A 12,952-nucleotide genomic window follows, 5' to 3' on the forward strand; every position below is an offset into this window, starting at 1 on the left:
GATCAACACGCCGGTCGGTCCGCCACCGCGCCGGCCTGCGCACCGCAGGCGGGTCGGATGGATTGCGCTGGCCGCCAGTCTGGTCGGGATCGCGACGCTGGCCGGCGGCGTGGGTTTCGAGATCTATCAGCAGCGTCAGGCCGATGCGGACCATGCCCGCGTCCAGCGCTTCGTCGACACCGCCACCCAGACGGTGGTGAATATGTTCAGCTACAAACAAGACAACATCGATCAAAGCGTCGCCAGATTCGTCGAGGGGACCAGCGGGCCCCTGCACGGCATGCTCAGTTCGAACAACAACGTCGAGAACATCAAGGCGTTGTTCCGTCACACCGACGCGAACTCTGAGGCGGTGGTCAACGGTGCCGCGCTGGAAAGCATTGACAGCGTTACCGACAACGCGTCGGTGCTGGTATCGATACGTGTCACGGTGACAGACCTCGACGGCGTCAACAAGCCGTCCATGCCCTACCGGATGCGGGTCATCGTGCACGAAGATGAAAACGGGCGGATGACCGGTTACGACCTGAAGTATCCCGACGGAGGCAATTGATGCGATGGTTGATCGCGGCCGTCGTGAGCTTGCTGACCACCACGTTCGTCGGGTTGGCCGCGGCCGGCGGTTGGCTCTACTGGCAGCGGGTCGAAACCCGCGGTGAGCAGGCGGTCCGTGCGGCGCTTCCGCCGTTGGCCTCCCAAGAGATTCCCGAGGTTTTCGCCTACGACTACCAGACGGTTGAACGCAGCCTGGGCGCCGCGTACCTGTTGCTGACGCCGGCCTATCGCCATGAGTTCGAGAAGAGCGCCAACGAGCAGATCATCCCGGAGGCACGCAAGCGTGAGGTCGTCGTGCAGGCGAGCGTGGTCGGCGTGGGAGTGATGGTGGCGCAACGCAATTCGGCATCGGTGATGGTGTACATGAACCGGACGGTGACTGACAAAACCCGCCAACCGCTTTATGACGGTAGCCGGTTGCGGGTCGATTACCAGCGGATCGGCGGCAAATGGCTGATCAACTTCATCACGCCGATCTAGCCGACCAATCGCGTCAGCGGCACTGACCGATCTCGTTGCAGTCCAGCGGGTAACGATCGGCCGGTACGGGCAGCGGTCCCTGGAAGGCAAGTGTGAACGGTGTCTTCGTCATCGCGGGCTGAAGGCCACAGATATCACCGTGAATGCTGGTGTGCGTCCCGGTGAGCGATACGTCGTTAAACGCGTAGGTATCCGTGGACGCGGCGGTGGTGCCGTCCGGGCACGAGACGCCGTTGGCCTTGTCTATTTGAAAGGTCCACAGATCGCTGCTAAGTCGCGCTCGGCCAACGAAATTCGCCATCTTCTCCGAGCGGCTGATCACCCGGGCTGTGGTGCTGCTGACGTTCAGTGCGCAGAGGTCGGCGGCGATGACGGGGTCGGTGAAATCAGGGATGGCGCGCTGGCGGGATGGCGCATCACACAGAGCCAAGATCTTCCAGTTCGTCGTGGGCACGCCCGCTTCGGTGAAGCTGTACATGCCATCCGGTGGCGGGCCGAGCGCTCTGGCGGGCGTCGACGTTCCCACAGCGACAAGTGTCATGATGGCGGCGGCGGTCAGGCCGCGGGAGGTGATCACCTTCATGCTCCCTTCCGGCTTGGGGTGCCTCCCGCTTGCGGGGGCGTGCATCGAGTATCCCAGTGCACCTACCGGTCGCACCACGGATTCAGCTGTTTGACGGATGACCAGCAGCCAGCGCATCGAGGAACGACCGGGCCCACCGGTCGACGTCGTGCGCCAGCACCTGACGCCGCAATGCGCGCATCCGGCGCCGCCCCTCGTCGTCAGTTTGGTTGAGCGCCGCCTCGATCGCGTCTTTGACGCCCTCGGTGTCATGCGGGTTGACCAGGTAGGCCTGTCGCAGTTCGGCTGCGGCTCCGGTGAATTCGCTGAGCACTAGTGCACCGCCGAGGTCGTTACGGCATGCCACGTACTCCTTGGCGACCAGATTCATCCCGTCGCGCAGCGGGGTGACCAACATGACGTCGCTGGCCACGAAGTACGCGATGAGCTCGTCGCGGGGAACCGGTCGATGTAGGTAATGCACTGCCGGGTGGCCGACTTCGGCGTATTCGCCGTTGATGTGACCGACCTGGCGCTCGATGTCCTCGCGCAGCTTCTGATAGCTGTCGACCCGTTCACGGCTGGGTGTGGCGAGCTGGACCAGCACGGCGTCATCGGCTTTGACGCGGCCCTCGCCCAGCAGCTCGGCGAACGCTTTGAGCCGCACATCGATGCCCTTGGTGTAGTCGAGCCGGTCGACGCCGAGCAGGACTTTGCGCGGATTGCCGATCTCGGCCCGGATCTCTCTGGCCCGTCGGCGGATGTTGCGGTCGCGGGCCTTCTGGTCGAGTTCGGCCGAGTCGATCGAGATCGGGAAGGCGCCCACCCGCACGGTGCGGCCGTCGACCTCCACCTCGCCGAAGCGCGACCGCACCCCAACCGAACCCCGGGACGTGTTCGCGCCGATCAGGCGCCGCGACAGGATCAGGAAGTTCTGGGCACCGCCGGCCAGATGGAATCCGACCAAATCCGCGCCCAGCAGACCTTCGATGATTTCGGCCCGCCAGGGCAGCTGCATGAACAGCTCGACGGGCGGGAACGGGATGTGCAAAAAGAACCCGATCGTCAGATCGGGCCGGAGCTCGCGCAGCATTTTGGGGACCAGTTGCAGCTGATAATCCTGCACCCAGACGGTGGCGCCATTGGCCGCCGCGCGTGACGCGGCTTCGGCGAACCGGCGGTTGACGTCGACGTACCGGTCCCACCACTCGCGGTGGTAGCTCGGCTTGACGATGACATCGTGATACAGCGGCCACAGGGTGGCGTTGGAGAAACCCTCGTAATACTCTTCGACGTCGTCGGCCGACAGCCGCACCGGGTGCAGCCGAAGGTCCTCCTCGACGATGGGTTCGTCCACGACGTCCACGTCGTCGTCGACGACTCCGGGCCACCCGATCCAGGCGCCGCGACGGCGCCGCAACAGTGGCTCTAGGGCCGTGACCAGGCCGCCCGGGCTGCGCTTCCAAAGAGTGCTGCCGTCGGGCAATCGCTCCATGTCAATCGGCAGCCGATTGGCGACCACCACGAAGTCGGACACGCCGGAGACAGGGTCTTTCGACCTCTTGCCTCCCGCGCCGGGCACTTACACCTCGATTTTCGCGGGCCCAATACCGAGCATCGCCAGGAAGACGCGGCATTCATCCGCGTCGGTCGCGTAGGCCGCCACTACGCGCCTGGCCTGACTGGCGGTGTCGTCAGCCAATGGGGCCACGTCGTCGATTTCATGGGTGTCAGATTTAGCGGGCATGACATAACTGTATGCGAAGTGCGTAATCAGCCGCAGAGTGCGCTGTCACCCGCCGATCGGAGCGTTACGGGCTGGCCGTAATGTGTAAGCACGCGCCCGGCGACGATGCGGGTCGTGCAGCGGCCCGAGGAGAAGCCGGGCCATGAGACACAGCTGATGCGAATGAGGTGGGCCAATGGCAGTCCCGGTTGAAGCGAAGTCTGAAGAGTTGGTGGCCTACGAGACGCTCGACGAGGGCCGCATCGCGCGCATCTGGCTCAGCCGGCCAGAGGCACACAATGCTCAGAGTCGCGGTTTGCTCGTGCAACTCGACGAGGCGTTTCTTCGCGCCGAGGCCGACGACGCAGTCCGGGTGGTGATCTTGGCGGCCCGCGGCAAGAACTTCTCCGCCGGCCACGACCTGGGTTCGGAGTTGGCTCTCGCGGAGCGGGCCCCGGGGCCGGATCAGCTGCCCAGCTTCCGGATCAACGGCTCCAACCGTGATGCCGTCGCGGAGAAGACCTATCTGCAGGAGTGGCACTACTTCTTCCAGAACACCTGCCGCTGGCGGGATCTGCGCAAGATCACCATCGCCCAAGTCCAGGGCAACGCGATCTCCGCGGGCTTGATGCTGATCTGGGCATGCGACTTGATCGTTGCGGCCGACAATGCGAAGTTCAGCGACGTCGTCGGCGTCCGAATGGGTATGCCCGGTGTCGAATACTATGCTCACCCTTGGGAATTCGGCCCGCGTAAAGCCAAAGAACTACTGCTGACCGGCGATTCACTGGATGCCGACGAGGCCTATCGGCTCGGCATGGTGTCCAAGGTCTTTCCGGCCGACGAGCTGGCCGACAAGACGCTGGAGTTCGCCCGGCGCATCGCCGAGCGGCCCACCATGGCGGCGCTGCTGATCAAAGATTCGGTGAACGCCGCGTCGGATGCGATGGGCTTCACCGAGGCGCTGCGGCATGCGTTTCACATCCACGAGCTGGGTCACGCGCATTGGGCCGCGCACAACGAGAACCGGTACCCGATCGGGCTGCCGCCCGACGTCGAGGACTGGCGCAGCCCCAAGCCGACGAAGATCGCCCGCAAGGACACTCCGTAGTCGTCACGGCTTACTTGGGTGGCGATATGGGTTGTGCCCGCCTCGTAACGACTTTCTCGTGTCGCGGCCGTCGAATTGTCGCTCGAAGGCGAGTCAACGAGTGCCCGTTATCTCGGAGCCTGCTGTGGCGGGTGTGGTTCTATGACTAGAACCTGTTTCAGTTTCGGCGTGAGGAGCCGGCATGCAGCTTTCGTTCGAAGACCGGACTTACCTGGTCACCGGCGGTGGCAGTGGAATTGGCAAGGGAGTGGCCGCTGGCCTGGTGGCTGCCGGGGCCTCGGTCATGATCGTCGGCCGCAACCCAGACCGACTCGCCGGGGCCGTCAAAGAGATCGAATCAAGCGCGGCCGGTGGCGGCTCGATTCGTTACGAGCCCGCTGACATCACCAGTGAGGAGGAGGCCACCCGCGCGGTGGATGCGGTGACGGCCTGGCACGGCAGGCTGCACGGCGTGGTGCATTGCGCGGGCGGGTCGGAGACCATCGGGCCGATCACTCAGGTCGACTCGCAACTGTGGCGTCGGGCTGTCGACCTCAACGTCAACGGAACCATGTACGTGCTCAAGCACTCCGCGCGTGAGATGGTGCGCGGCGGCGGCGGGTCGTTCGTCGGCATCTCGTCGATCGCGGCCAGCAACACCCATCGCTGGTTCGGCGCTTATGGGGTGAGCAAGTCGGCGCTGGACCACATGATGCAGTTGGCCGCCGACGAACTCGGAGCCTCGTGGGTGCGGGTCAACAGCATCCGCCCGGGCTTGATCCGCACGGAACTGGTCGCGCCCGTCTTGGAATCGCCGGAGTTGAGCGAGGATTACCGGCTCTGCACCCCACTGCCGCGGCCGGGCGAGGTCGAGGATGTCGCCAACCTCGCGATGTTTCTGCTCAGCGATGCCGCCAGCTACGTGACAGGGCAGGTCATCAACGTCGACGGTGGGCTCATGTTGCGTCGCGGCCCGGACTTCAGCGCGATGCTGGAACCGGTGTTTGGCGCCGACGGCCTGCGCGGGGTGGTGTAAATCGTCCGCTCACTGAGATGGTGATCTTGCGGTCACGGCGACATGCGGAAGGCTAGCCTCGATAGCGATAACGCCGGAGGACGCGATGCCTACAACTTGGGACACAATCGACCGCTACGTCGTCATCTCGACGGACACGCACGCCGGGGCCGATCTTCTCGACTACCGGCAGTATCTGCCGGCACATCTGCACGATGATTTCGACCAATGGGCCAAGACATACGTCAGCCCGTTCGACGACCTGATCATCGCCACCGCGAACCGGAACTGGGATCACAAGCTTCGGACCACCGAAATGGACGCCGACGGGGTGGCCGCAGAAGTGTTGTTGCCGAACACGGTTCCGCCGTTCTTTCCGACGACACCCAACATCACCATCAGCTTGCCGCGCACTCGCGACGAGCTCGAAAAGCGCTGGGCCGGTGTGCAAGCGCACAACCGTTGGCAGGTCGACTTCTGTTCGCTGGCCCCGGTCCGTCGCCGCGGTCTCATTCAGATTTTCCCCAACGACGTCGACTTGGCGATGCAGGAGATCCGCTGGGGAGCCCAACAGGAGTGCTTTGGCGGCGTGCTCATCCCACCGGTCTCGCCCGGTGACCCTCAGGTGGCACCGCTGTTCCACACGCGCTACGAGCCGCTTTGGGCGCTGTGCGAGGAGCTGGACCTGACCGTGGTGCAGCACGCCGGGGCCGGTAGCCCCGAAATGCCCATGGACCAGCCGGCGTCCAACGCGGTACTGGTCACCGAAATGGCACTGTGGGCCCAGCGCACGCTCGGGCATCTGATCCTCGCTGGCGTCTTCGAGCGCCACCCGACTCTGCGGTTCGTCCCGACCGAGCAGGGCACGTTATGGGTCCAGCCGCAACTTGCGATGCTCGACGCAATGGTGCCGACGATGAAATCGGAGGCCGGTAATCGCACCTACGGAATGTTCGGCGGGTCGTCCGTCGATGCGCTGACGCTGTTGCCGAGCGATTACGCAAAGCGGAACTGCTACTTGGCCAGCGAGTTGACGCCCTACGAATCCGGGATGATCGATTTCATGGGGGCGGACCACATCATGTGGGGCAGCGACTATCCCCACGAAGAGGGCTTCACGCCTCACTCCAAGCTGGCCATTCGCTGGGCACTGCACAACCGGTCAGAGGATGCATGCCGAAAGATACTGGGAGGCAACGCAGGTCAGCTATACTGCTTTGATCTCGAAGCGCTCGCACCCATCGCCACCGAGATCGGCCCCACGGTCAACGAGGTGCACACACCGCTCGAGGACACCGGATATCTCGCACCTGCTGCTTTCGCCTACCGGCCGTTCGAAGGCGGGCTGGCTCTCAAGCGTCTGGCCCCGGCCCGCACTTAGCCACCGGCTGTCTGCTCCCGGGGGTGGATGAACACGCCTTCGGCCTCGACGGTGACACCGTCCTCGTCGGCTAGGTGACCGACGGCGAAGGTCTTGACGCCCTCCACCCGGTCGACGTGGGCCTGCGCACGCACTTCTCCAAGTGGTGTGCCGCGCACAAACCGGATGCGCAGCGTCCCGGTAACAGCCGCTCTCCCCGGCTTGTGCGCCGTCGCGCCCAATACATGGTCGAGCACCATTGCGCACACCCCACCGTGCACGAGACCAGGTGGACCCTCGTAGGCCGCGCCGAGGGTGAAGTCGCTCCACACAGCGCCGTCCGATCCTCGATTGACCACCAAGGGAGGTGCGACGGCGTTACGTAAGCCGATCATCACGTTGCCCCACGCCATCGGTCGGCCGTCCTCGGTTGCCTGGACGCCAAAGGAACTCGGCATTATCGCAGCGCTCAACGCCTCAGTCGCGCAGTCAACGGCGTGGCTGACTTCCACAAGCGCGGCCGCATCGACCTGAGTTCTGATCGTGGCATCGATGAGGCGACGCACCGAATCGGCCAGCCGTCGAGATGCCGACTCCAGCTTCACCAAGTCATCGGTCACGAGAACCTCCGTCGCAATCAGTGCGCAAGACATCATTCGTCGCACAGCGTCTGCTGGGCAATACCGCGTCCCGGCCAGCGGTCAGTGACTCCATGGATTGCGATCCGAGTTGTTAGCCTGGACAAATGGAGGACGGCGCTTCGCCAGGCAAGCCGAACCTTGCGGCGACCAGCTGGGCGCTGCTAGGCATGCTGTCCTACGAGCACGAGCTCTCGGGCTACGACATCCGCAAGTGGATCGACTGGAGCATGCGGTTCTTCTACGGCAGTCCGGCCTACAGCCAGATCTACTCCGAGCTCAAAAAACTGGAGAAGCTGGGCCTGGTGACCTCGCGCGTCGAGAACACCGGAGGCACCCGCAACCGCAGGTTGTACAAAATCACTGCCGAGGGGCTCGAGGCGGTGACCCGGTGGGCAAATGAAGCGCCCGTGGACCCGCCAACGCTGAAGCATGGTCCGCTGCTGCGGGTCACACTCGGTCATCTCACCGGCCCGGAAAGACTCAAAGAGGTGCTGCAAGAGCACTTGACGTACGCCGACGAGATGCACCGCAAGGCCGCGAAGGATGCGCGGTGGGCCGGCGCGGATCCGTCCTGGGCATACGCACGCGTCGCGTTGGAGTGGGCGGAGCGGTATTACGCCAATGAGCGGGAGCTCGCCCTGAAAATGATCAAAGAACTTGACGAGGCGGAAGCTGCCTTTCCCCAGCATGGCAAATCCAGTCTTGCCAAGATCCTTTGGCCCCCACCGGAATTCTGGTACGAGATCGAAAAGAAGGCCGATGCCGATGAGCCGGACTGATCAGTACCCGGCGGCGTGCCGTGCGGCGATGTAGCCATACACCAGTCCCTGGGCGATGGTCGCGCCCGCGCCGGGATAGGTGTTCCCGAACGCATTGGCTGCCGTGTTGCCGATCGCGTACAGACCACCGATGGCGTTGCCGTCTTCGCGAAGCACCCTCGCGCGGTCATCGGCGCGCAGACCGCCGCAAGTGCCCAGATCGCTGAGCACCATCTTCACCGCATAGAACGGACCTTGGTCGAGTGCGCGCAGGTTAGGGTTCGGGGCGATGGTGGGATCACCGTAGTACCGGTCGTAGGCGCTACTGCCGCGGCCGAAGTCAGCGTCGTATCCGGTTCGCGACATCTCGTTGAATCGCGTCACGGTGGTCACGAACCGTGCTTCGGGAACACTCATCTTGCCGGCGAGTTCAGCCAAATCATCGGACCGATGGGCGATGCCGGCTTCGTACCACGACTGCGGAATCGGCATACGCGGAAACAGTTGGCCGGCAAAGACATAGCTGTTCCGGTACTGCTGGTCGAAGATGATCCACATGGACTCCACCGGATTGCCCGAGCGTTCCTGCTCCAGCACGCGCTGTCCGAAGGACATGTAATCGATTGCCTCGTTGGTGAATCGGGTGCCGTTCTGGTCGACGATCAGCGAGCCCGGTAGGGACCGTTCGGCCAGCAGCACCGACGGCGCCGCTCCCGGCAGTCCCGCCACGGCCGGAAACCACCACGCCTGGTCCATCAGATCGATGGCGGCACCGAGGTCTTGAGCGGCGTGGATCGCATCACCGGTGTTGGTCTCGGCTCCCAGACTCAGATGCTCGCCAAGGGATTCGGACTGAAACTTCCACCGCATAGCCATGCTGTGATCGAACCCGCCAGCGGCCAACACCACGCCGCGCCGCGCGGTTACGGTGACCTCGCGTCCGTCATGGCCGACAACTGCGCCGGAGACCCGCCCGCCATCGGTGGTCAACCGCTTCAGCGCGGTGTCGGTCCAGATCGGAATACCTGCGCGCACAACGCCGGCGAAGAGTCCTGCGGCTAGTGCCTGCCCGCCCGCGACGTAGCGTCGGCCGATCAGCAGTCCACCGACTCCTTGGGCGAGGCGCTTGGCGATGGTCGGTATGCCCTTGCGTGGAACGCGGGCCATCAGGTTCATCCACCGATAGTCGGCGGTGGTGGTCGGCATCGGGACGTTGGCCTCCATGACACCGGGTCGCAGCCGGGTTCGGTACTCCCGAAGGATTGCGGCGTTCAACGGCCGGCACTCGCACGTGCGGCCGCCGGCGGTACCACCTGGCTCCTCCGGGTGGTAATCGGAATAGTCCTTGGCCCAACTGAGCCGGATCGGGGTGGTACGCAGCAGCATGCCGACCGTCGAGGTCACGTTCCGCAGGTAGGCGGCGGATCGCTCGGCCGGCGCGGTGCCGGCCACCACGGACTGCAGGTAGCTTTCGGCACGCTGCATGGTGTCTCCGGCGCCCTTATCCTCGAGGATTGGGCTCGCCGGCAACCACAGCGCGCCGCCGGAACGGGCGGTCGAGCCGCCGACGTAGGACGACTTTTCCACGATCAATACAGTCAATCCGCGCTCGTGGGCGGCCAGCGCTGCCGCCATACCGGTGCCTGAGCCCACGACGAGGAGGTCGACCACCTTGTCTCGCACCGGCAGACGGGCAGGGATCGTGGCTGATAAAGCAGTCGTCACAGACATGAGATTAAACCGCGGCATCGGCATCGCGACCGCTTTCTCCCTGCCAGCGGGACGGTCGGTGTCATGAGTAGGCGCACAGCTGTACAACAACGACATGACGTTGCAGCGCAATACCGACGAGGTTCGCCAGATCGAAGCCGCGGCGGCCCCGTCCCGATTCGCTCGCGGCTGGCACTGCTTGGGCCTGGCCGAAGAGTTTGGCGACGGCAAGCCGCATGCCGTCCACGCGTTCGGACAAAAGCTGGTGGTCTTCCGAAGCGGCGACGGCAAGATCAACGCGCTCGATGGCCACTGCCGGCACATGGGCGGGGACCTCACCGAGGGCCGGGTGAAGGGGGATGAGATCGCATGCCCGTTTCACGATTGGCGCTGGGGCGGCGACGGCCGGTGCAAGCGTGTGCCCTACAGCAAGCGGGTGCCCAAGCTGGCCCGCACCGCGAAGTGGACCACGCTGGAGCAAGACGGAATGTTGTTCGTGTGGAACGATCCCGAAGGCAATCCGCCGCCGCCAGAGGTAACGATTCCGCGGATCGAGGGTGCGACCAGTGACGAGTGGACCGACTGGCATTGGTATACGACAACCGTTAACACCAACTGTCGTGAGATCGTCGACAACGTCGTCGACATGGCGCATTTCTTCTACATTCACGGCTCGCTGCCCACGCAGTTCAAGAACATCTTCGAGGGGCACATCGCGACGCAGTACATGAACAGTGCGGGCCGTCCCGACCTCGGTGACACCGAAGGTGCACGGATGCTCGGCACGACATCGGTCGCGTCATACTACGGCCCGTCGTTTATGGTCGACGACCTGACTTATCACTACCAGGATGCCGACCACCAGACAGTTCTCATCAATTGTCACTATCCGATCGTCGCGGATTCCTTTGTGCTGCAATACGGCATCATCGTCAAGAAGTCAGACTCGCTGCCCAGTGATCTCGCCGTGCAGACTGCCGTCAGTCTCGGCGATTTCGTCAAGCTGGGTTTCGAGCAGGATGTCGCGATCTGGAAAAGCAAGGCGCGCATCGACAATCCACTGCTGGTCGAGGAGGACGGCCCGGTCTACCAGTTGCGCCGTTGGTATCAGCAGTTCTACGTCGATGCCGCCGACGTGCAACCAGACATGGTCGACCGGTTCGAGTTCGAGCTGGACACCACGCGGCCCTACGAAACCTGGATGGCAGAGGTCGAGGCGAATATGGTTGCCGAGACGGCAGGCTGACGGTAATGGCGCTGGACAACCGGCTCGACACGATGCCGATGGCGCCCGTGACGTGTCGCGACTGTGGTGCGCGGGTGCTCGTCCGCAAGAGCAGCTGGAATCAGACCAGCGTGCAGTGGAATGCCGACGCCTCGGCGCGATGTGCTGAGCGTAAGGTTTGCGGCGACCGGGGCCTGTTCTTGGCGTGCTCGGCACTACAAGACTCGATCGTTGGCGCAGCCCGGCATGGTGATCTGTCCATCGTCGACGAGATAGCAAGCACAGCAATCTGATTGAAGGCCGATCAGGCGTGCGCGCCGCCGTCGATTCGGATCTCGGTACCGGTGATGAAGGCCCCGTCGTCCGAGGCGACCATGGCGATCACCGCCGCGACCGAGCCCGGGTCGCCCAGGATGCCATCGGCCTTGCCGTGTAGCAGTGGAGTCTGCTTGGCCCACAACCCGATGTCGTAGTCCGCGGGCATCTTGTCCAGCGTGCTGGACGCCAGTGCGGTGGCGATCCCGCCCGGTTGGATGTTTACCGCGCGCAGGCCCTGTTTGGAATATTCGAGGGCCAAAGAATGTGTCAACGACAACACCCCGCCCTTGCTGGCTGCATACGCGGCCATGTAGGGGTGTGCGAATGATGCTGCTGTCGAGGTGAAGTTGACCACAACGCCGCGGCCAGAAGCCAGCAAACCCGGCAACGCCTGGCGGATCATCAGGAACGTGCCGGTCAAGTTCACCGCGAGCGTGTGGTTCCAATCGTCCAGCGTGTGCTCATGAGTGTTGGCACAGCGCTGAATGGCTGCGGCGTTGACGAGCACATCGAGGCCGCCGAGATCGTCGACCGCACGGCTGACTGCGGCGACGACCGTGTCTTCGACTGATACATCGACTATTTCGGTGCTCAACCGTTTAGCCGTGCCGGCGGTCTCCGCCGCCGTCGTGGTTTGGGCGAGCCCATCAGGCGAAACGTCATACCCAACGACCGTGCCGCCTTCGTCGAGCAGTCGCAACGTGGTGGCCTGGCCGATACCCGAACCAGCACCGGTGACAATAATTCTGCGGTCGTCGAATCGATCTAGCATGCAGGGCCTTTCGTCACGTCACGCCAGCTGGAAAGCGCTGATCGGCGCCTTTTGCGGATAATTCGACGGGCCACCCAAGTCATAGGCCGCGTTGAGGGTGCGGATGAATTCCGGGTCGTGCAGCGGGTCGTCGGGCGTGGCAAGTTTTATGCCCTGAGCATTGACGTCCTTGACCATGGTGTCGATCGCCTGCTCGATGGTCAGGTCATGGGAACCTTCCATGTTCTTCTTCAGCTCGTCATAGTCGGAGAACACCTCGGCCGACCAGTGCACCAAGAATCGCAACTCGTCGGTGCGGTGCCGCGCGATCGACTCGTCGCCGTTCTTCAGCAGCCAATGGTCGCGGTCGTCGGGATCGCCGGTGAACACGGTGTCGAACGCCAAGCCAGCCGGAACCTGCTGCTCGAGTGGGCCGTTCGCCTCGCCGCGGTGCATCATCATCTCGTTCTGCACCACCACGCCACGGTTGTTGATGGGCGGCAGGACTCGCTCAGGCGCCCGCAATGGTCCCTTAGGCCAATAGGTGAATCCGCTGCCGTCGTCCAGCGAGAACCAGGTGATCACCTGCGCCATCTTGATCAGGTACTCCTGAAACAGGCCCGACTTGCCCATCACGCTGGTGAGCCAGGTCGGCGCATTCTCGTACCGCACACCGCGGAAGCTCGGCGAATCCAGGTGTCCCGGATCACGATTCGCACATGGCCCGTTGATATTGAACAGCATCAGCTGCGGCTTGGCGT

15 protein-coding genes are annotated in these 12,952 nt (G+C 63.8%); 8 read left to right on the forward strand and 7 right to left on the reverse strand.

What is annotated here, in order from left to right:
• The coding region (locus WAN02_RS26475; RefSeq protein ID WP_422267981.1) for a mammalian cell entry protein at nucleotides 1-553 on the forward strand (553 nt) is incomplete at its 5' end.
• Nucleotides 553-1,035, forward strand: a complete 483-nt coding sequence (locus WAN02_RS26480) for a mammalian cell entry protein (RefSeq protein ID WP_422267982.1) — start codon at nucleotides 553-555, stop codon at nucleotides 1,033-1,035. The genes WAN02_RS26475 and WAN02_RS26480, both read left to right, overlap by 1 nt.
• A 13-nt stretch (nucleotides 1,036-1,048) precedes the next feature.
• Here WAN02_RS26480 and WAN02_RS26485 read toward each other — a convergent pair whose 3' ends face one another.
• The 3 genes from WAN02_RS26485 to WAN02_RS26495 all read right to left on the reverse strand — a co-directional run bounded on the left by WAN02_RS26485 (nucleotide 1,049) and on the right by WAN02_RS26495 (nucleotide 3,344).
• Nucleotides 1,049-1,576, reverse strand: a complete 528-nt coding sequence (locus WAN02_RS26485) for a hypothetical protein (protein WP_422268004.1) — start codon at nucleotides 1,574-1,576, stop codon at nucleotides 1,049-1,051.
• A gap of 124 nt (nucleotides 1,577-1,700) precedes the next feature.
• A complete protein-coding gene (locus tag WAN02_RS26490; protein WP_422267984.1) occupies nucleotides 1,701-3,179 on the reverse strand; it encodes an alpha,alpha-trehalose-phosphate synthase (UDP-forming) in 1,479 nt (492 codons plus the stop codon).
• Nucleotides 3,180-3,344: a hypothetical protein gene (locus tag WAN02_RS26495; RefSeq protein ID WP_325693537.1), complete on the reverse strand. Its 165-nt coding sequence runs from the start codon at nucleotides 3,342-3,344 to the stop codon at nucleotides 3,180-3,182.
• 175 nt (nucleotides 3,345-3,519) lie between these two features.
• Here WAN02_RS26495 and WAN02_RS26500 point away from each other — a divergent pair, with 175 nt between their 5' ends.
• From WAN02_RS26500 to WAN02_RS26510, 3 genes are all read left to right on the forward strand, one after another.
• The gene (locus WAN02_RS26500) at nucleotides 3,520-4,434 is read left to right on the forward strand and encodes an enoyl-CoA hydratase (RefSeq protein WP_422267986.1); all 915 of its coding nucleotides are present in this window, start codon (nucleotides 3,520-3,522) and stop codon (nucleotides 4,432-4,434) included.
• 181 nt (nucleotides 4,435-4,615) lie between these two features.
• Complete coding sequence (locus tag WAN02_RS26505; RefSeq protein ID WP_422267988.1) at nucleotides 4,616-5,449, forward strand: SDR family oxidoreductase; 834 nt, start codon at nucleotides 4,616-4,618, stop codon at nucleotides 5,447-5,449.
• Nucleotides 5,450-5,534: 85 nt separating this feature from the next.
• Nucleotides 5,535-6,809 (forward strand): amidohydrolase family protein, encoded by a 1,275-nt coding sequence (locus tag WAN02_RS26510; protein WP_422267990.1) that lies wholly within the window; start codon nucleotides 5,535-5,537, stop codon nucleotides 6,807-6,809.
• Here the strand turns inward: WAN02_RS26510 and WAN02_RS26515 are convergent.
• Entirely contained in the window at nucleotides 6,806-7,441 is a 636-nt protein-coding gene (locus WAN02_RS26515; protein ID WP_422268005.1) for a PaaI family thioesterase, read from the reverse strand. The two genes, WAN02_RS26510 and WAN02_RS26515, sit on opposite strands and share 4 nt — an antisense overlap.
• A 92-nt stretch (nucleotides 7,442-7,533) precedes the next feature.
• Between WAN02_RS26515 and WAN02_RS26520 the strand changes: the two genes are divergently transcribed.
• Nucleotides 7,534-8,208: a helix-turn-helix transcriptional regulator gene (locus WAN02_RS26520; RefSeq protein ID WP_422267992.1), complete on the forward strand. Its 675-nt coding sequence runs from the start codon at nucleotides 7,534-7,536 to the stop codon at nucleotides 8,206-8,208.
• On the opposite strand, the gene WAN02_RS26525 is transcribed toward WAN02_RS26520, so the two are convergent.
• Nucleotides 8,209-9,912, reverse strand: coding sequence for a 3-ketosteroid-delta-1-dehydrogenase (locus WAN02_RS26525; RefSeq protein ID WP_422267994.1), 1,704 nt, complete (start codon nucleotides 9,910-9,912; stop codon nucleotides 8,209-8,211).
• 100 nt (nucleotides 9,913-10,012) lie between these two features.
• On the opposite strand from WAN02_RS26525, the gene WAN02_RS26530 reads away from it, so the two are divergent.
• A complete protein-coding gene (locus WAN02_RS26530; RefSeq protein WP_422267996.1) occupies nucleotides 10,013-11,143 on the forward strand; it encodes a Rieske 2Fe-2S domain-containing protein in 1,131 nt (376 codons plus the stop codon).
• Nucleotides 11,144-11,148: 5 nt separating this feature from the next.
• Nucleotides 11,149-11,415, forward strand: coding sequence for a ferredoxin (locus tag WAN02_RS26535; protein WP_422267998.1), 267 nt, complete (start codon nucleotides 11,149-11,151; stop codon nucleotides 11,413-11,415).
• Nucleotides 11,416-11,426: 11 nt separating this feature from the next.
• Here the strand turns inward: WAN02_RS26535 and WAN02_RS26540 are convergent, their stop codons facing one another.
• Together WAN02_RS26540 and WAN02_RS26545 are read right to left on the reverse strand one after the other, a co-directional pair.
• Entirely contained in the window at nucleotides 11,427-12,212 is a 786-nt protein-coding gene (locus WAN02_RS26540; RefSeq protein ID WP_422268000.1) for an SDR family NAD(P)-dependent oxidoreductase, read from the reverse strand.
• An 18-nt stretch (nucleotides 12,213-12,230) separates the two neighbouring features.
• A partial coding sequence (locus tag WAN02_RS26545; protein ID WP_422268002.1) for a hypothetical protein occupies nucleotides 12,231-12,952 on the reverse strand: 722 nt, incomplete at its 5' end.

Origin of the sequence: Mycobacterium sp. (assembly GCF_049281135.1) — a bacterium.
Classification (GTDB): Bacteria; Actinomycetota; Actinomycetes; order Mycobacteriales; family Mycobacteriaceae; genus Mycobacterium.